At 33.9% G+C, this 20,410-nt stretch carries 17 protein-coding genes; 8 read left to right on the top strand and 9 right to left on the bottom strand.

The window, feature by feature from the left end; genetic code table 11:
- Positions 1-255: 255 nt before the first annotated feature.
- The 3 genes from ptsP to MKX67_RS09145 all read right to left on the bottom strand — a co-directional run bounded on the left by ptsP (position 256) and on the right by MKX67_RS09145 (position 2,546).
- Entirely contained in the window at positions 256-1,977 is a 1,722-nt protein-coding gene (ptsP, locus tag MKX67_RS09155; RefSeq protein WP_307314813.1) for a phosphoenolpyruvate--protein phosphotransferase, read from the bottom strand.
- The gene (locus MKX67_RS09150; RefSeq protein WP_095369710.1) at positions 1,974-2,240 is read right to left on the bottom strand and encodes a phosphocarrier protein HPr; all 267 of its coding nucleotides are present in this window, start codon (positions 2,238-2,240) and stop codon (positions 1,974-1,976) included. The genes ptsP and MKX67_RS09150 overlap by 4 nt, the downstream gene beginning before the upstream one ends.
- Positions 2,241-2,351: 111 nt before the next feature.
- Positions 2,352-2,546, bottom strand: coding sequence for a hypothetical protein (locus MKX67_RS09145; protein WP_307314814.1), 195 nt, complete (start codon positions 2,544-2,546; stop codon positions 2,352-2,354).
- 248 nt (positions 2,547-2,794) lie between these two features.
- Here MKX67_RS09145 and MKX67_RS09140 point away from each other — a divergent pair, with 248 nt between their 5' ends.
- From MKX67_RS09140 to MKX67_RS09130, 3 genes are all read left to right on the top strand, one after another.
- A complete protein-coding gene (locus tag MKX67_RS09140) occupies positions 2,795-2,977 on the top strand; it encodes a DUF2187 family protein (RefSeq protein WP_095369711.1) in 183 nt (60 codons plus the stop codon).
- Between the two features lie 342 nt (positions 2,978-3,319).
- Positions 3,320-3,931 carry a type II CAAX endopeptidase family protein gene (locus MKX67_RS09135; protein WP_307314702.1) on the top strand — a complete coding sequence of 204 codons (612 nt, stop codon included), beginning with the start codon at positions 3,320-3,322 and terminating at the stop codon, positions 3,929-3,931.
- A 149-nt stretch (positions 3,932-4,080) separates the two neighbouring features.
- The gene (locus MKX67_RS09130) at positions 4,081-4,737 is read left to right on the top strand and encodes a hypothetical protein (protein WP_328197229.1); all 657 of its coding nucleotides are present in this window, start codon (positions 4,081-4,083) and stop codon (positions 4,735-4,737) included.
- A 17-nt stretch (positions 4,738-4,754) separates the two neighbouring features.
- Here MKX67_RS09130 and MKX67_RS09125 read toward each other — a convergent pair whose 3' ends face one another.
- Positions 4,755-5,798: a hypothetical protein gene (locus tag MKX67_RS09125; protein ID WP_233435265.1), complete on the bottom strand. Its 1,044-nt coding sequence runs from the start codon at positions 5,796-5,798 to the stop codon at positions 4,755-4,757.
- 185 nt (positions 5,799-5,983) lie between these two features.
- Here MKX67_RS09125 and MKX67_RS09120 point away from each other — a divergent pair, with 185 nt between their 5' ends.
- On the top strand, positions 5,984-8,125 hold the full coding sequence (locus MKX67_RS09120) for an AAA family ATPase (RefSeq protein WP_328197227.1): 2,142 nt from the start codon (positions 5,984-5,986) through the stop codon (positions 8,123-8,125).
- 60 nt (positions 8,126-8,185) lie between these two features.
- Here MKX67_RS09120 and MKX67_RS09115 read toward each other — a convergent pair whose 3' ends face one another.
- Positions 8,186-9,880 carry a M3 family oligoendopeptidase gene (locus tag MKX67_RS09115; RefSeq protein WP_340974331.1) on the bottom strand — a complete coding sequence of 565 codons (1,695 nt, stop codon included), beginning with the start codon at positions 9,878-9,880 and terminating at the stop codon, positions 8,186-8,188.
- 254 nt (positions 9,881-10,134) lie between these two features.
- On the bottom strand, positions 10,135-10,569 hold the full coding sequence (locus MKX67_RS09110; protein ID WP_095369716.1) for a MarR family transcriptional regulator: 435 nt from the start codon (positions 10,567-10,569) through the stop codon (positions 10,135-10,137).
- 139 nt (positions 10,570-10,708) lie between these two features.
- Between MKX67_RS09110 and MKX67_RS09105 the strand changes: the two genes are divergently transcribed.
- From MKX67_RS09105 to MKX67_RS09090, 4 genes are all read left to right on the top strand, one after another.
- Positions 10,709-12,205, top strand: coding sequence for an ATP-binding protein (locus tag MKX67_RS09105; RefSeq protein ID WP_095369717.1), 1,497 nt, complete (start codon positions 10,709-10,711; stop codon positions 12,203-12,205).
- A gap of 389 nt (positions 12,206-12,594) precedes the next feature.
- A complete protein-coding gene (locus tag MKX67_RS09100; protein WP_095369718.1) occupies positions 12,595-13,818 on the top strand; it encodes an MFS transporter in 1,224 nt (407 codons plus the stop codon).
- A gap of 154 nt (positions 13,819-13,972) precedes the next feature.
- Positions 13,973-14,707, top strand: a complete 735-nt coding sequence (locus MKX67_RS09095; protein ID WP_342489190.1) for a ZIP family metal transporter — start codon at positions 13,973-13,975, stop codon at positions 14,705-14,707.
- 492 nt (positions 14,708-15,199) lie between these two features.
- The gene (locus MKX67_RS09090; protein ID WP_095369721.1) at positions 15,200-15,988 is read left to right on the top strand and encodes a carbon-nitrogen family hydrolase; all 789 of its coding nucleotides are present in this window, start codon (positions 15,200-15,202) and stop codon (positions 15,986-15,988) included.
- Positions 15,989-16,161: 173 nt separating this feature from the next.
- On the opposite strand, the gene MKX67_RS09085 is transcribed toward MKX67_RS09090, so the two are convergent.
- From MKX67_RS09085 to MKX67_RS09075, 3 genes are all read right to left on the bottom strand, one after another.
- Positions 16,162-16,743 (bottom strand): metalloregulator ArsR/SmtB family transcription factor, encoded by a 582-nt coding sequence (locus MKX67_RS09085; protein ID WP_224937820.1) that lies wholly within the window; start codon positions 16,741-16,743, stop codon positions 16,162-16,164.
- 121 nt (positions 16,744-16,864) lie between these two features.
- Positions 16,865-18,316, bottom strand: coding sequence for an ATP-binding protein (locus MKX67_RS09080; RefSeq protein WP_095369723.1), 1,452 nt, complete (start codon positions 18,314-18,316; stop codon positions 16,865-16,867).
- Positions 18,317-18,442: 126 nt separating this feature from the next.
- Positions 18,443-20,221 carry a methyl-accepting chemotaxis protein gene (locus MKX67_RS09075; protein ID WP_095369724.1) on the bottom strand — a complete coding sequence of 593 codons (1,779 nt, stop codon included), beginning with the start codon at positions 20,219-20,221 and terminating at the stop codon, positions 18,443-18,445.
- Positions 20,222-20,410 lie beyond the last annotated feature (189 nt).

Below are 20,410 nucleotides of genomic sequence, written 5' to 3'. Positions count from 1 at the left end.
TAACTAATAAGTTTTTAGCAAAATTATTGAACCGAACAATACCTTTGTTCGGTTTTTTTATCTACCATATACTCTTATTGAACGAGATAAAAAATATCCTCACATAATTACCCTAATACACCATATTTAGAACAAAAGAAAAGCTAGCCAATCGGCTAGCTAATAAGGGGAAAATGAGAATGATTTAGCTGACTTAAGGTTTTCTTAAGTGCATATTTAAGAATTACCCGCATCAGTCAGAACCTAAACCATTTTTTATAACTTTTTATAGAAAAAATTCTCTAGTGCCGATTCAATTTCAACAGCATTCGGCAAATTAAGGAGAATATCTATTTTTTTCTCAATCTCTGCCTTATTTAACTTACGTATATGCGCTCTGGTCTTAATAATGGCTGCTGAGTGAACAGAGAACTCATCTAAGCCCATTCCCACTAATAATGGTATTGCGACCTCATTGCCCGCCATATCACCGCAAATACTGACGGATTTCCCTTCTTTATGGGCAGCATCAATGACATTTTTGATGAGTCGTAAAATAGCAGGGTGGTAAGGTTGATATAAATACGAAACCTGCTCATTAGATCGATCGGCAGCCAATGTATACTGAATGAGATCATTTGTACCAATACTGATAAAGTCAACTTCTTTTGCAAATGCCTCAATCATTAGTGCCGTAGCTGGAATTTCGACCATCATACCAAGTTCTATATGACCAATCTCTACCCCTTCTTCTATCAGTTTCTCACATTCTTCTTTGAACATAAGCTTGCCTTGTCTAAACTCTTCAATTACAGCAACCATAGGAAACATAATCTTTAATGTTCCAAACGCACTTGCCCTTATTAATGCGCGTAACTGTGTCCGTAGAATTGATTGTTCACCTAAACAGAAGCGTATTCCTCGTAGGCCTAAAAAAGGGTTCATTTCTTTTGATAATTTTAGATATGGCAGTTCTTTATCGCCACCGATATCAATAGTTCGAACAACTACCGGTTTGCCATCCATAGACTCTAGAACCGATTTATAAACGTGAAATTGTTCTTCCTCAGTCGGTAATTGCTTTTTTTCCATAAAAAGAAACTCGGTTCTAAATAAGCCGATTCCTTCTCCCCCATGCTCGATAACCCCTTTTGCTTCCTCCATACTACCGATATTTCCAACAATAGAGAAATATTGCTCATCGAGTGAAATCGTTCTTTCTTTTGCTAACCAAGATAGTTCGGACAAATCTCTTAAAGTCTGTTCCTGTTTCTTTTCATATTCTTCAATCAATTCAGGCGTCGGGTTAATATGAACGATACCAGTATACCCATCAACGACAAGTACATCACCATTCTCGATATCACCTAAGGCCGTTTTTGTACCCACAACAGAGGGAATATTAAGTGATTGGGCAATGAAGGCAGCGTGAGAGGTTTTACCTCCCACATTTGTCACTGCCCCTTTCACTTTGCTAGGATTCAAAAGTGCTGCGTCTGATGGTGTTAAATCCTCGGATACAATAATTACATTTTCCGTCACCATGGCTGGGTCAAAAACAGGTATCCCTAAAAGATGTGCCTGCAATCGATTGGCAACATCTTTAATGTCTGCTGCTCTTTCTTTTAAATACTCGTTCTCAGTTTGTAATAATAAATGAATATAGTGATCGGTTATTTCTTTCACAGCAAATTCTGCATTATACTGTTTCTTCATTATCCGATCTATCACTGGTTCAATTAATTCCGGATCCCTCAAAACAAGAAGATGTGCATCAAAAATTGTAGCATTTTCAATTCCTGCCTCGGTACTCGCATGCTCTTTAATTTGCTTTAGTTCATCAACGGTTTTTTCGAGTGCTTCATAAAAAAGGTTAACTTCTATCGTACTGTTTTCGACCTTTTTACACTCGATCTTCACATCAATTGGCTCAAAGCGAAAAGCTTTTGCAATAGCGATTCCTTCTGATGCAGGTATCCCTTGTAAGAAAGCCATTATTCCGCAAGACCTTCTTCTTTAAGCATTGTAGCAAGTTGTTCAATAGCTGCCTCTTCATCGTTACCATCAACGATAATAGTAATTTCCGCACCTTTGCCAGCTGCTAATGCCATTACACCCATAATCGATTTTAGATTTACTTTTCTCTCTTTATACTCTAATTGAATATCTGAAGTAAATCTGCTCGCTGTTTGCACCAATTGTGTGGCTGGTCTAGCATGAATTCCTGTTGGTGAAGTTACAATAAATTTTTTCTCTATCATTTTCATCGATCTCCTTTTTCATCACTCTTATATGTAATATAGATATCCATTAGAATAACATATTTTTTAGGATTCTTTTACTATATCACATGTATAAAAAACAAACCTTTTTTAACTTCTAGGTTCAGTTAAATATTGATAAATAACATCCCCACCTCTTTGTGCAATTCCTCTAATGTATTTAAAATCTTCCCTTTTTACAATGACGGAGCGAAAAGTTAAAAAATCTTCTTTTTTCACATAGTACTCTTCAATCTCTTTGTTCTTTAATTTGTTTATGATTTCATCTATTGATGATGCATCCATATTATTCACCTCTGCTTCCTTCTATTTTATAAAAAAAATGCGCTCTTTTAAAGAGAATCAAATAGATTTAGGTTATATCTATAAATCAACGTAAGAACTATGGATGACAGCAAAGGTGGAAAATGTAGACGCGTCACACAAAAGGGTTTGTATTTTTCGTATTATTAGTGTAAATTCCTTTACGAATAAACAGTTTTAGTGCAAAATGGTTATTAACAAAAAATTTGGAAAGAAAAGGGGCAATTTATGTGAAAAAAGCTGAAGTTGGAAACATTATTGAATTTAGAGATGGCTTAAGAGGCATTGTCGAAAAAGTAAATGAGAACTCCGTCATCGTTGACTTGAGCTATATGGAAAACTACAGAGATTTAGAATTAGAACACAGGACAGTAGTAAATCATAAAAACTATAAAATTGTCCAAGAAAATTAATATAAATCCGAGAAATAACTATAAAATAATCGACATTTCATTAAAAAGAAAAGTCCGAACAAAGTGAATTCCTTCATAAGAATTCAGATTTGTTTGGATTTTTTTGTTTCTGCTACTCCTACATCAATGAAAGTTGCGATGCTAACATCTAGTTCCTTCAGACAGAATATATAGTTATCACCCATACCATCTCTCTACTCCAGTTCTACCTATATACTCAACCTTTTCTTTCTCTTTGACATATATTCGTCATAAATATAATCCTCAAATGAGATAATCATATTTTTTTTACTGCTTTTTTGATAGAATAATGATTGGCTTGCATGAAAGGGGTTATATGAAATGCGTAAGAATTCACCTGACATTCGCTTAATTGTCGGGATCGTCCTTGCACATGTACTAATGTATTTCACATTTGAGGACAAATCAATCTTCTGGTATATCTTTAGTGCCACCATGTTATTTCTTATTAGTTTTGCCATTATAAGTATAGAACTAGATCATCAAGAAACCTTTACCCAAAACTTATTATGGGGTACTTTATCAGGGGTTTTTCTATATGGCATTTTTTGGTTAGGTTATACAGGATTAAGTTTTATTGGCCTTTCGATCACAGAACCTGTTGCAAAGCTCTATAGTTATTATGGAGCTAAGAATATATGGCAGTATTTGTTATTAATAGTTCTTTTCGCTCCAGGTGAAGAAATTTTCTGGCGTGGATTTGTACAAAAGAGGGTAATGAACTATACCAATGGTTTTCTTGCTGTTGGCATCTCTTCTATTCTTTTTGCTTCTGTACAGTTTTATTCAGGCTCATGGGCTCTGGTACTGGCAGCATTAATAGCAGGATTATATTGGGGAACCATTTACCTTTGGAAAAGAAGCATTGTTTTACTTATCACTTCACATATTATATTTTCCTTGCTCCTTTTTGTATTCTTTCCTCTAGTATAACCAGAAAGATTTTGTAAAATAGTCGTAAGCATATATTTACTATTTCTTAGCTATTAGCTCCATCCAAAATTATTAGAGGAAAATTGTAACAAGTACGCAGCATTTCTCGTCTAATGCTTTGATCACGTAACTTAGGGAGGAAATTTGTTTTGAAGAACTTTTTAAAATTGTTAACTGTTCCCTTAGCTATCTTTCTATTAGCAGCATGCGGAACATCAGAAACAGACAATGGCAATGGTGAAAATAATAATAGTAATCCACCAAATGAAGAAGTAGATGAAGATGAAGATCAAAATCAAAATGAAAACAAAGAAGATAGCCAAAAAAGTGAAAATGAAATTCGCGTGATGGAGGAAAATTTATCATATGAAATAGACGGTGAAACAAAAGAAGAAACTGCTTTTCTTAAAGAAAGTGACAATCAAGCGTTTTCTTTACATGTTTTACCTGATTTCACCTTAACTGCAGAGGAACCAAATAAAGATATCCTTCATTTAAATGATCAATCTGAGGTGTTTATGCGAATTGAGGTACTTCCTGAAGAAGTAGACATGAAACAACTTGAGGAGAATACAATGATCCAACTTCAATCTGTTAACGAAGAAGTAGAGCATCCTTCTCTTCCTCAAGATGACTTTTTCAAAGATGCTGTTATGATGGAAGCTTCATCTGAAACCGATACAGTAACGGCATTTATTATCCACAATGATTCAGCCCAAGTAAAGCTGACTTTATTTAATAAGAATGAAGATACTAACTATAAAGATGCTTTTATAGAAATGGCAAAAACGATTCATACAAATTAATAAAAAAAGAGACTGTCCTAGCTGTCAGTCTCTTTTTTCATCCATAATAAGATGATAAATGTTAAACTAATATAACCAAATAAAGGATATAAATAGGAAAGCAGTTCTCCATATTCAATGAATGAACCGAAATAGCAGATGGTAAAAATCCCAATCACTGTTACAACCGTAGGAATATTAAAATATTGCCGAATTTGCCTTTCCACTCCAAAAACGTTTCCAATTACTGAAGTAAATATTTCACCATAAATAACAAATACGAATATCCAATATATTGAAGACGCAAGTGACTTCATAATAGCTGCCATAGGGATTTCATAACTTTCTAAATTAGGAATATTCACCAATGACAAATGACTAGAAACTAAAATCATTGTTAGTGCAATCCCACCAAAATATCCTCCCCATTTAATCGTATGTATATCTTTAATATCCGAAGCAACTGGAACTAACACAGCTTGCGCTAACATTAAATTAAATGCGGCATACGTAAATGGAGATACAACTGATTTCCAACCATCCTCAGCAAAAGGAATATATAAAATATTTTCTAAAAAGAAAGGCTGTTGAATAGAGAAAAACAATAAGATGAAACTAAAACTGATCATCATAGGAACGACAACAACGTTTACGGCAAATAATCCTTTTATACCTACAAGCATTGTTATAATTGATAAAGCAATTGTAAATACCACACCAATTGATTTAGATAACCCTAGTTGTTCTTCAAACACAGCACCTGCACCTGAAAGCATAACAGCACAGACACCTAATAACATGATGAGCATTAATCCATTGATAATTAAACCAAAATGCTTTCCAAACAAATGTGTATTTAACTCTTGAAAAGATCTTGCATTTATTTTTGCAGCAATGATCATTAGTTTTGATCCTAAAAACACAAATATATATCCACTCATTAAAATCCCAATTAAACCAATAAAACCAAATCTCGAAAAGAATTCGACGATTTCCCTCCCAGTTGCAAACCCTGCGCCAACAACAGTCCCTACATAAACTGCTGCGATTTGAAAGGAAGCTCCCCAATTAATTTTCGTCAAGTCGATCTCCTCCTTCTCCACAATATATGTAAAGAAGGACAAACAAAGACGAGCTTTTTCTTACGGAATACCTTTTTTCTAATTTTAATAAAAAAGATAATCAAAATACTTGAAAGTCAAATAAGGTCAAAGTATACTGTATTCATAAGGTCAAAGTTAGTCAAAGTCAAAAGGAGGAAACTTTAATGAAATGTCAAGCATGCAAACAAAATGAAGCGAATGTCAATATGAGATATGCGATTAATGGTAAGGAGACAACCATTCGTCTTTGTCAAAGCTGTTACGAGAATGAAAAACAATCTCTTCCTGCCTTTGGTCCGACGATGAATGGTTTCTCAGGTTTTATACCATTCGATGATCTTTTTAAACAATTGACAAATGAGCAAAATACTCATCATCAAAGTCAACAACCGAATGAACCATCTCAAAGAAAACAAAGTGGTAGTGGTGGATTCATTGATCAATTCGCTAAAAACTTAACGCAAATGGCTAGAGCGGGTCTCATTGATCCCGTGATTGGTCGAGATAAAGAAATAGCACGAGTAATTGAAATACTAAATAGACGAAGTAAAAACAATCCAGTATTAATCGGTGAACCCGGTGTGGGGAAAACAGCTATCGCTGAGGGGTTTGCACTAAAAATAGCTAATAGTGATGTACCAAAGAAATTACTCAATAAAGAAGTTTACTTGTTAGATGTGGCCTCCCTTGTTTCGAATACAGGTATTAGAGGTCAATTTGAAGAAAGAATGAAACAACTAATAAATGAAGTACAAACACGAAAAAACATAATCCTTTTTATTGATGAAATCCATTTATTAGTTGGTGCGGGTTCAGCTGAAGGATCAATGGATGCTAGCAATATTTTAAAACCTGCACTAGCACGTGGTGAGATGCAATTAATTGGGGCAACTACTCTTTCTGAATATAGAAAAATAGAAAAAGATGCAGCATTAGAAAGACGATTCCAACCAGTTCACGTCAAAGAACCAAGTTTAGAGGAAGCAAGACATATCCTCGAAGGATTAAAAGACAATTATGAAAGCTTCCATGATGTTATTTATACAGAGGAAGCCATCACAGCTTGTGTAGAACTATCGTCAAGATATATTCAAGACCGCTTCTTACCAGATAAAGCAATTGACCTTATGGATGAAGCTGGCTCAAAATTAAACCTAACATTAGGTGTTTCATCTGATGAGGATATTGAATTGCGTTTAAAAGAAATAGCAAAGCAAAAAGAACAGTTGCTTAAAGAAGAAAGGTATGAAGAAGCAGCTCAATTAAGAGATAAAGAAACAGAATTGGAGAAGGCTCTTGGTTCAAACACAAGAGAAAGAGCGAAAGTAGAAGTCGAACATATCCAAAAAATCATTGAAGATAAAACCGGTATACCAATCGGAAAATTAATGACAGATGAACAATCTAAGATGAAACATTTACAAGAAAATCTAAACCGTAAAGTTATTGGCCAAGAAGTAGCAGTCGAAAAAGTAGCAAAAGCTATTAGAAGAAGTCGTGCAGGTCTTAAATCTAAACATCGACCTATCGGATCGTTTTTATTTGTCGGACCAACAGGTGTTGGTAAAACAGAATTAACGAAAACATTATCTGAAGAATTATTCGGTACAAAAGAATCTATGATAAGACTTGATATGAGTGAATATATGGAAAAACATAGTGTAGCGAAAATTATTGGTTCTCCTCCAGGATATGTTGGTCATGAAGAAGCAGGACAATTAACAGAGAAAGTACGTAGAAATCCGTATAGCATTATCCTATTAGATGAGATTGAAAAAGCACATCCCGATGTGCAGCACCTTTTTCTACAAATACTTGAAGATGGTCGCTTAACAGATAGTCAAGGTAGGACTGTACACTTTAACGAAACCGTTATTATTATGACAAGTAACGCCGGTGTTCAAACAAAAGAAGTCCAAGTCGGCTTTGCAACGGATAACAACGCTTGGAATGAAGCAAGTATACTCGACTCATTAGGACAATTCTTTAAACCTGAATTTCTAAACAGAGTTGACAATATTGTTGAATTTAAATCATTAACCAAAGAGCATCTTCTTATTATCACTGATTTACTATTAGAAGAATTGAATTTAATCTTAGCACAATCTAATATACACCTAAGTGTGACAGATGAGGTAAAAGCAAAATTGGCACAATTAGGTTATCACCCTGCATTCGGTGCCCGCCCTCTCAGAAGGGTCATTCAGGAACAATTAGAAGATAAGATTGCAGACAAAATTATTGATGAGGAAGAACAAAGCGAATTAACCGCAGTTTTAAAAGAAGATATGATTGTCATTCGATAAAAGGATAATTTCATCAAAAAAGGAGAGGTTTGTTGCCTCTCCTTTTTTCCACATCATTCTTTAAAGTTTTTTATCATCGACTTGATTCAGCCACTTCTCAATTGATCCAACAACGGATTCTACACAACCATCTTCAAAAGGAGAAATCAGATTTGCTTCAGATACTAATCCTGTAAATGATTGGCTACCGCCAAGTTTACATAAATGAAGATAATCATTCCAAGCTTCTTCATGGTTCTCTTGTGATTTTTGCCAAAATTGAAAGGCACAAATTTGCGCTAACGTGTAATCTATATAATAAAATGGCGAGCTATAAATATGGCCCTGTCTTTGCCAATAACCGCCTCTTTCTAGATACTCGTTGTCTTCATAATCTTTATAAGGCATATACTTTTTCTCAATCTTTCTCCATGCTGCTTTTCTTTCCGCTGGAGTAGCTTGATAGTTTTCATAAACCCAATGCTGAAATTCATCAACAGCTACGCCATAAGGCAAGAAAATTAGGGCACTGCTTAAATGGGCAAAGCGATATTTGTCTCCATCTTCTTTAAAAAACGTATCCATCCATGGCCAAGTGAAAAACTCCATACTCATTGAATGTATCTCTGCCGCTTCATGTGTTGGCCATATATATTCAGGAATCTCAAAACCTTTGCTTGCGTAAACTTGAAAAGCGTGACCTGCTTCATGTGTTAAAACATCAATATCCCCTGATGTCCCATTAAAATTAGAGAAGATAAATGGTGCTTGGTAATCCTCAATAAATGTACAATAGCCTCCACTTTCTTTCCCCTTCTTCGCGAGTAAGTCCATTAATTCATTATCAATCATGAAATCAAAAAATTCGCCTGTCTCTGGTGAAAGTTCTTGATACATCGTTTGCCCTTTATTAATAATCCAATCGGAAGAGCCTTTAGGCATTGGATTGCCAGAAAGAAAATTAAACGGTTCATCAAAATACTTTAATGAATCCACGTCAATTCTTACGCGCTGTCTTTCTTTTAATTTAGCGACCATCGGGACAATAAACTCTTCCACTTGTTTTCTAAACTTTGCAACCATATTGGCATCATATCCAATTCTAAGCATTCGATAATACCCTAGTTCAACAAAGTTTTCATACCCTAATTGATGAGCAATCTCTGTTCTTATTTTAACTAAGTCATCATAGATTTGGTCTAGTTTATGTTCGTTATCCGCCAAAAATTGGAACTTAGCCGCACTCGCTTCTTTCCTTAGTTGGCGGTCTTTCGATTCTATGTATGGATCTAGCTGCGCTAATGTTAATTCTTTGCCATCAAAATTTATTTTTGCGGAAGCGATCAACTTATTATAATCACTTGTCAGTTTATTTTCCTTTTGTAGTAATGGTACAATTACCGGCTTGAAAGTTTTCAATTCACTATCAGCTAAAGCAAATAACTGTTTGCCCCATTTGTTTTCGAGCTCTTCGCGAAACTTAGATTGCACTAGTGCTTCGTAAAATTGTGTACTAAGTCCTTCTATCTCTGGGCCTATCTCATCTGTATAATCTTGTTCTTGTTGATAAAATTGATCATTCGTATCAATCGAATGCCTGATCATAACCAAATTTAACATCGTATACAATTTATTTCGTATACGATTAATCTTTTTCATCGCTTCTATTTGTTCCTCAGCTGTTTTTGCTTGTTTAAATGCCAGTAGTGCAGCATCAAATTGAACTTTTGCTTTGTCCATTTGCGGCCTTTTGTATTCATATTCAGGAAATTTCATTCCCTACACCTCCAAGTAATAATCGCTAATTTGTATGTTTTTCATGAAGAAAAAAATTTTAAGCAAGTTAACTCTTTCTATAATAGATTATAAAATCCTGCATATTTATTATTAAATTATGCTCAGGACTTAAGTAGCGACCAACAATGATTAAATTTAATTAGAAATTTTCAATTTTCTTTTAACATAGAATTACTTCACTAAAGTTCACAACTCTATAATAAAAGAAAAAAACGATTCTGTATGAACCGTTTTTATCGATTACTAATAGATAACCCGAGTTTTTTTATTAATTTTATAGCTGTCTCTTTTTCTTCTGCATCTAATTCACTCATTAATTCATGAATATACTCTTCGTGGCCTGGAAATACGTCTTCAATAAACGCCTTACCATCTTCCGATATTTCAGCATAAGTCACTCTTCGATCATTCGGGCATGCAACTCTTCGCAAATACCCTTTACTTTCTAATTTGTCAACTACATACGTAATACTTCCACTAGCAAGCAAAATTTTACCACCTATTTGCTGTAAAGGTTGATTACCTTTATGATATAGTAATTCTAGTACAGCAAATTCAGTTGGATTTAATCCATAGGTTTGAATTTTACGATTAACAATTTCATTAATCGCTCTATTCGCTCTTGAAAGCACAATATATAGTTTGAGTGATTGGCTAGATTCTGTCATGTCTCCAATCCTCCTAAAATAATTTAAAATAGAGATTATTGAATTCAAACTAATTATAAGTAACGAACAGCATACTGTCAATTTCTATATTTTTACTAAAAATACTCATGGATCCGATTTTATGGAGAAGAAAAAGAAAATGAAAAGAAAGAATAATTATTTCCTATATGTAATTATAGTTATTATGCCGTCTATTCTAGGAATGCTTACTATTTATCATTATGTAACAGACCGTGATGAAACAGAAAGATTAAATGACGCAAAGTGGATTGCAACCATTCATCAAAAAAACTGGGATCAATTCATCTCTGAAACAGTTACCACATTAGATATTTTAGCATTATCAATTGACGCTCAAAATGATATGGAAACTGTTCGTGAAGTAGTAAGAAGCACACAATTAACTGACATGAGATATGGCAGTATGTTTCTCCTTGACGCAACAGGTACCTTCGAAACAGGAACATCAGAATTATTAAAGGATCATGACTTTAATAATGATCCGTATATCCAAGAAATTATGCGCACGAATGATTTAATTATATCCGAAGAAGTGGAAACATTAACACCTGAACAACAGGTCATCGGGATTGCAAACCCTATTCTCGATGTTAATTTCCAACTAGAAAGAATTGTAGGTGCACATTTAAGAGTAGATTACATGCAAAATATTATGAGGATGCTTACTCCTGATGCTTCCATCTCCATTACGAACTCTAGTGGTAAGCAAATAATGAATATGAATGGTGGTATAGGTAAGAATGATCAAGTTTATACTTTACCAATTGATCGTCTACCTTGGAATATTGAAGTGAGTGTGTCAGATGTCGCTAGCGGTAATTTACTTAAGCGTACAGCAATCTTCTTCTTTCCCCTTTTTATATTACTTCATATTTTCTTTTTCTTTATAAAATATTTCATGTTAAAAAAACATGCCAAAAATGCTGAGAAAGAAAATGAAATACAGAAACTAGAGCTAGTCGGAAATTTAGCTGCAAGTACAGCCCATGAAATCAGGAATCCACTTACTGGTGTGAAAGGTTTAATCCAATTATTATCAGAGAAACATAAACAAGAAGAAGATCAGTATTATTTCTCTATTATAAATAATGAAATCAGTCGTATCAATGAAATCGTTAGTGAGTTTCTTATTCTTGGGAAACCGACAATTGAAAAGAAAGAACATATTTATGTACAAGACATTATACGTGAACTAGAACCACTTATTAAATCTGAAGCCAACTTAGCCAATATCCACTATGAAGATTCTTTACCAGAAGAACCCGTAGGAATATATTGCAACAAAGATCAAATGAAGCAAGTGTTTTTAAATATCGCCAAAAATGCTCTTGAGTCAATGAGTAGTAATGGATATTTGTCTATATCTCTCACAACAAGCGCTCATCATTGTTATCTCACCATTAAGGATACTGGAGTAGGTATACCAAAGAAAGAGATGGACAGAATCTTTGAACCTTTTTACACTTCTAAAGATTATGGTACAGGTCTTGGACTTGTTGTATGCAAAAGGATTGTCGAAGCAAATAAGGGAGAAATCACAATCGAAAGTAGTGCTTCTAACGGTACAGTTGTGACGATCATTTTACCGCTAGATTCTCATTCATTTGATTCATAAACATATCAATCATAAGGGAAGCCTTATAAAAGATTTGCTTCCCTTATAAGATGGATATGTTTCCTTCTGCTGGAAAGGCTAATAAAAAAGGAATTAACCTATATTTTTTCCATTTCCTACTTTTTGTTTTTTATATGATAGCTAAATGTCATAGGATTCGACTAAGTTCTAACATACGTAGTCTTTCAAGCAATAAGAAATAAAAAAGGATGAAAAATAGTTGTATTTCACATACAACTAATGTTTGAGGATAGAAGTACAAATGGTAACTGAAAAGGATGTCTTTTAGAATATTTCAATTTTTTTAAAGAAAGACTTGATTTTTGTTCATTTAACTCCAATAATTATTTCGTATATTGAATTATTATTACATAAAAGGAGTCCTTCCAATGAGCCAAGCTATTTCTCTTAAAGCCCTTCCTAAACAAGGAAATACTAGCTATCGTATTTTATTTATTATTGGGCTTTGTCATTTGCTAAATGACGCCATTCAGGCGATAATCCCCGCAATGTTCCCTATTTTAGAAAGATCAATGGGACTAAGTTTCACCCAATTAGGAATGATTGCATTTGCATTAAATATTGTTTCGTCTGTTCTTCAACCTGTTATTGGCAACATGACAGACAAAAAACCAATGCCTTTTGCCTTACCCATTGGGTTAACCATTACTTTATTCGGTATCATTGGATTGGCTTTTGCGCCTAAGTATGAATGGATTATCATTTCCGTCATATTTATAGGATTAGGATCTGCTATTTTTCATCCTGAGGGCTCAAGAGTTGCTTACATGGCCGCTGGTCCAAGAAGAGGATTAGCCCAATCCATTTATCAAGTTGGTGGAAATAGCGGTCAATCGCTAGCCCCATTAATTACCGCCTTGGTACTCGTTCCTTTTGGACAAAAAGGAGCTTTATGGTTTACTATTGCCGCTTTTTTAGCTGTTTGTTTTCTCGCCTATATTGCCATTTGGTATGCTAAAAATCTAAGATTGCAAGCAGCTAATAAAAAGGCAAAGAAAAAGGTAGCTGCACATAAACCACTTACTAAATCAGTAAAAATAGCATTAGCTATTGTGCTCATTCTTATTTTTGCCCGATCTTGGTATGTTTCTGGGATGACAAACTTTTATGCCTTTTACGCAATTGAGAATTATGAATTCTCTATCAGCGGCGCACAAACAATGCTATTTGTATTTTTATTAGCTGGTGCTATTGGTACCTTCTTCGGAGGACCTTTAGCAGATAAATTTGGACGTAAGACAGTTATATTTTTATCATTGGCCCTATCTTGTCCATTTTCCATACTCATTCCATTTGTGCCAGCTAGTATTGCGTTTGTATTTTTGGCACTTACAGGCTTTATACTGATGCTTAGCTTTTCTGTAACAGTTGTCTATGCACAAGAATTAGTACCTGGTAAAATCGGTATGATGTCTGGCTTAACAGTTGGATTTGCATTTGGAATGGGTGCAATTGGATCGATTGCATTAGGTTATTTAAGTGACTGGGTTGGTATAAACCAGACGATGATGTTCACTGGGTTACTTCCTTTAATCGGGTTCCTCACCCTATCATTACCATCAGATCAAAAAATTGCTGAATGGAATGAATGATTAATGAATGTTAGTTACTATTCATAATTGACATTAAAGAAGAGGTCACATTTTTTATATGACCTCTTTCCTTAATTATGCATATACTAGGCTAAATGATTACTGCATCTTATTGATAAAAATCAGGGATGATTCTAAAGAGGTGATTTATAAAATGACAGAAGTGCTATATGGAACAATCCTTTCAGCTATGTCTACAGGACTTGGTGCATTGATTATTTTGTTTATTGGCCAATCGATGACACATAAATGGCGTGATATATTACTCGCATTTACTGCAGGTATTATGATGGCTGCTTCAACAATGAGTCTTATTCCAGAGGCATTAAATGCAGGAGGGTTTTTACCATTAGTCGTAGGAATTTTTCTAGGGGTTTTAACTTTAACATTGCTAGAAAAAAACATTCCACATATTGACATCGCTCATAACAAAAAAGGGATTGAATTTGATGAAAAAGCGATGTTAATTGTTGCTGCTATTACACTTCATAACATTCCAGAAGGACTTTCTGTTGGTGTTAGTTATGCGTCCGAAAACGGAGGAGACACTGGTAATTTAATTGCATTTGCCATTGGTTTGCAAAATGCACCTGAAGGATTCTTAGTTGCTTTATTTTTGGTCAACCAAAAAATTAGTAGACTTAAAGTATTTATTGTTGCCACTTTAACAGGTACAATTGAAATTTTCACAGGCTTATTAGGATTTTATTTAACCTCTTATGTTGCTTCACTTGTCCCTTATGGGCTCTCATTTGCCGCAGGAGCCATGCTATTTATTATTTATAAGGAATTAATCCCAGAGAGCCATGGAGATGGTCATGAAAGAACATCTACCTATTCTTTTATCATTGGTTTACTTTTCATGATCTTATTAATTGACCTTTTTTAATTTCATACAGCTTTTGTTTTTATATTTACATGGTATTGTTTAATATTTAACTTAAATTCTCGGGTCCTACGGGGCTCGGAGTTTATTTTTGCCTTCTGATATTCATATATAAGCATGTCTAGTTCCTGACTATGCTGGATAGTTAATTTGTCATTAATACCTACTTTCCACGCACATTTCATCATAATTTCTCTTTTCATTTGAATCTTGTCCAATAATTCCCTTTGATTTAACTTCAACTTTTCTCCTCCTAAATTTGTCCTGCTTTCGATTATTTTTTGTCTACTTGAGAAATTATTACAAGAATTTTTATAAAAGTAAATAGATTCGCAAAATAAGACAATCTTTTTTTATATCAACATGATTCGACACTTTCTGAGAATAGTTTGCATTACTTTTCGACAAGTACTTAAAATCATTAACAGTAGTAAACTTTTTAAAAATCGTATATATTTAAAGTATAAATAAGATTGAAATAAGGGAGTTTTAACGATGAAATTACATATTGCTTGTATACAGATGGATATACAATTTGGCCATCCTGAAGAAAACTATAAGCATGTAGAAATAAAAGTAAAGGAAGCTTGTGAAGTTCAACCATATCCAGATATTATTGTCCTACCAGAAATGTGGACAACTGGATATGATCTAGAAAATTTGTCGTCCACTGCTGATGTTAAAGGTGAAAAAACAATTGAATTCTTAAAAAACTTAGCAAAAAAATATCAAGTCCATATCGTAGGCGGATCAGTTGCTACTAAGCGTGATAAGGAATACTTTAATACGATGATTTCAGTTGATAAAAACGGAGAATTGCTACAAGAATATCATAAAATGCACTTATTTAAATTAATGGATGAACATAAATTTTTATCTGCGGGAGAAGAAAAAGGCAGCTTTAATATTAATGGTGAGAAAGTAGCCGGTATGATTTGTTACGATATTCGTTTCCCGGAATGGTTTCGAGCACATACATTAAACGGGACCAAAGCTATTTTTGTTGTAGCAGAATGGCCAAAACCAAGAGTCGATCATTGGCAAACATTATTAAGGGCAAGAGCGATTGAAAACCAATGTTATGTGATTGCTTGTAACCGTGTAGGGCAGGATCCTAATAATAGATTCGCTGGACATTCGATGATCATTGATCCTTGGGGGGAAGTTCTCGAAAGTGGTACGGAAAAAGAAGAGATTGTCACAGCGACGATTGATCTTTCGGAGGTTGATCGTGTCAGGAAAACCATCCCTGTTTTCGATGATCGCAAACCTGAATTTTATTAATATTTTCAAGAAATACATGACTAGCTAAAATCAAATACGAGCAAATACTGTTATATATCTGTCAGCATTTGCTCGTATTTTTTAGAGCCAAATTAGGTTCGCAGCTTCTTTTATACTTGGCCAACCAGCACTCACAACAGTGGATTTTGCCGTCTAAAGTAGGCCAACTACTACTATTCTATTTTCGCCCACATTTCTGGTGGATTTACTTCATAGATCCCATTCTCACGATACATATATTGATTCGTAATAAATTCCCTTCTAATCGTGGCAAAGTCATCATGAAAATTTTTAATATATTCATTTATCTCTTTCTCTTCATATTTCACACCTTTTTTCAACCCTTTTACCATATGTTCAAAAATGATAAGCTTTTTCTTTCTTTGAGCAGGAATAGATTTTAATTTTCCATCAGTTTGAATAAAAGCGTCTAGTACTTTCTTTCTATATGCGTTGTCTTGCTCCATTTCTTCTAACTCCTCCTTTTGGCTAATGATTTTCTCTAATGTAACAGCTTGATGAAGAATAATCTTTTCGTTTAAATAATAATAGACCGTATTTTTTTCTCTTCTTGTATAAACTAAATTAATATCCCTTAATTTATGAAGGTGATGTGTAATCGTTGGTGGTGTTAATCCTAACTTTCCTGCTATTGCTTGTCCGTGTAATGGCCCTTTTGATAACAAATAAACAATTCTTATTCTCGTTGGATCGCCCATGGTTTTATGAAATGCAACAATGCGGTTTAATTGCATAATCCTTCACTCCTTTTCTTAACAACAGTTATGAATAAATCCATTTTAACATATATCTAATTAGATATATATCTAATTTTGAAACATAAATTACATTCTTCCTACTTATATTTTAAAAAAATTAATTATTCATAGGAAGAATAATATGAAAAGTTGTTCCTACTCCCTCACTACTTTCCACTTGTACTGCCCCATTATGTTCATCAACAATCTTATATGAAACCATTAATCCAAGACCATTTCCCCTTTCTTTTGTAGTATAAAATGGCTGTCCTAGCTTTTCTAACTTATCCTGTGGTATTCCTCCACCTTCATCCTGAATTGAAATTCTTACAGTTTGATCCTCAAGACGTTTAATGGTAATTGTGATATATCCACCATCCGGCATTACTTCAATTGCATTCTTTATAATATTTATAAAAACTTTTTTTAGTTGGTTTCCTTCGCACATCATTTTTGGTAAACCATATTCATAATAAGTACGGAATTGGATATTATTCAGTAGGGCCTGAGCATTTAATAACTTAACCGTTTCGCGCATAATGTTAATTATGTCATTCTCCATATATCTCACGGCCTGTGGTTTTGCTAAAAAAAGAAATTCATTAATAATAGAATCGATTCTTGCGAGTTCCGTTGAAATAATATTAAAATACATATCATGATCAGATTCTTTTTTTAATGAGTTCTCAAGCAATTGTATAAATCCTTTTACTGCAGTCATTGGATTGCGCACCTCATGAGCAATACCTGCAGCAAGTTGTCCTAATACATTCAGTGTATCAGACTTTCTTAATCTTTCTTCCATTTCGACTTTATCCGTTATATCCTTAAATGTAGAAATTGTAAACTCTGAAAACAAATTATAGTTAACTAAATACTCAAATAATTTATTTTCATTTCCCTTACCTTGTAGTTGTATCCTTCCTTCATAAGAACCGTTCATTGTTATTTGTGTGATGATCTCTCTCATTTCATCTAAATTCCCAGAAAATCTAGCCATCATATGTTTTAACGACTTTCCGATTAATTCTTCACGACTTGCCCCTAAAATTTTCTCTCCAGAAGGGTTAACGTCTTGTACCACTCCCTCGTTATCCCATAAAATGATACCTTCAAGTGTACCCTCGAATACTCTTCTAAACTTCAATTCACTCTTTCTTAACTCTTGTTCCATTTGGTTTCGCTCACTCACATTACGAAAAATACCCATATGAAAACCAGTGTAAGATTGTAATTTCATTGTAAATTCTAAAATCTTAGATTGTCCGTTAGGCATAAAGAATAGAATTTCATCTCTTATTGCCCCTCTTTTATATAATACATTTAGGATTTCCTTGTACTTTTTATCTTTATCGACAACAAAATCTTCAATCTTACATTTTGTAATTTCATTATATGAAGTTTCAAATATTCGACACGCTGATTCATTCGCATGTACAATATTACCACCATCCTCCCATAGGATGATTCCATCTATGGCTTCCATAAAGAGCTCTGAATAGATTCCTTCATCATTTGAGAGCTTTTCTAACAACTTTTGTCTTTCAAAAGAACTATTCGATGTTGGCAAACTACCTTACCCCCTAAAACAAATTATTCTACCACGAGGTTATTCTACAAAAATCGCCATAATCCTTTTTATTCATAATAAAAAAACAAGTACCCGCTTAAACTAGCAGAATACTTGTTTTCCCCATTATAGTTTAAATTTTTCTATAAGTTTACTTAATGTATTAGCCATTTCAACTAACTTTTGTACATATAGCTGAATGTTTTCCATTGAATCATTTGTATGTGTAACAGAATTACTCGTCTCTTCTACTGCAGCTGCTGATTGTTGAGAAACCGCAGCGATATTTTCTATAGATTCGCTCATCCCAACTGAATTATCTAGCATTTCTACCATACTTGATGAAATATGTTCGATATCTCCATGGATATCAGTGATGGCAGTTGATATACTTTGGAAGGTATTCGCTGTTTGATGAATTTTATTACTACCAATCTCTACTTGCTCATAGCCGGCTTGTAACGATTCTACGACTCCAACAGACTCTGACTGAATTTTATTGACGATTGAAGTGATATCACTTATTGAATAGGAGACTTTTTCAGCAAGTTTTCTTACTTCCTCCGCAACAACAGCAAAGCCCTTGCCATGCTCTCCTGCTCTCGCAGCTTCAATCGCCGCATTTAATGCCAATAAATTCGTTTGGTTAGCGATTTCATGTATCACAGATATTAACTTATTTACTTGTTTCGTTTCTTGATCTAACCCTTTCACTCGATGCATCGAATCATTAATTATTTCATCTATCCTATTCATTTGCTCTTTAGAATTTTCCATCAATTCATTTCCTGCTAATGTCATATTCTTCACATTTGAGGCTGCTTCACGCATAGAAACACTTTTCGTTTCTGCATTCTCCACTTTAAATAAGTAATCTTCCATAATTTTTGATAAATCCGCACTTGCACTTGCTTGCTCTTCTGCTCCTCCCGATAATTCCTCCATTGTCGCCGATATTTCTTGACTAGCAGCTGCGACTTCAGATGAAACGGCACCAAGGTGAACACTTCTCTCATTTAAACTTTGTGAAACTGTAAGCATTTCTTGAATCATTTGGCGCAACTGGTGTTTCATTTGGTTAAAAGCGTCTGCGATTTCTGTAATTTCATCCTGATTATTCGAATGAATATCACTAGCTTTTAAGTTTCCTTTTGTTATTTCCTTTGAAGCTGTCACAACCTTTGTAAGACGATAAGCTAATTGTTTATTCACGATTTTATGACTAAAAAATCCGAAAATTGCTGATAGTACTAGTGACAGTACTAAGATAACAATTGAAACGATCATCATCCAACTCGCTTGGTTAATGGCAGATTCCTGCTCTTCCTTAATAATAGATGTTAGTTCATCTAATGTATTCATTGTTTGCTCGATGTAATTATCCACCTGCAACTTCCCTAAGCGGTATTCGCGTACATGTTGTAACTTCACATTTGGTGCGATTTCATCATAAAATAATTGATTTACTTCTTTATCATATTCATTGATTTTAACAAACATTTCCTGTGCTGTTTCCGATTGGATCATTGCTTGTATTTCTTGTTGTTTATTCTTTATGTCTGTTTCTAAATCTTCATATGTATTTAAATGTTTTGGATTAGAATCAATAATATAATTCCCAATTGTCCCGCCTTTTAAGTAGAAATCTGTGCCTATATCAGCGATTTCTAGCGCTCTTTCACTTGCCTTCTCTGCTTCATTAAGTTTAAAGGTACTGTAGACAAGCATAATAAAAGACAAAATCGTTGATATAGTGAATACGCCTAAAGTAAGCCACAAAGCTACCCCATACTTTTGACCGATTTTTAACTTTCTCCATTTATCTGACTTGGACACCCGTATTAACATCGCATTTAAAAAGGGGATGCTACTTTGTTTTAAACGCCATTTTTTCAGTAATTTCAATATAATTCCTCCTTTTAAAAAAATGTATCCCTTTTAACAATAATGATTCTATTATACTAGATTCTGCTAACATTATAATCGATAAAAAGGGGATATTGAAGTAGTATTTTAACTAAAAATAGTTATATATACCTATACATTTCAATGCCATATTACCTTTACATGTCCATGTTTTGGATTTTTATCCAC

Origin of the sequence: Cytobacillus sp. FSL W7-1323, assembly GCF_038595015.1 — a bacterium.
In the GTDB taxonomy this organism is placed as follows: Bacteria; Bacillota; Bacilli; order Bacillales; family Cytobacillaceae; genus Cytobacillus; species Cytobacillus kochii.
This window is presented reverse-complemented; position numbering and strand designations above follow the sequence as displayed.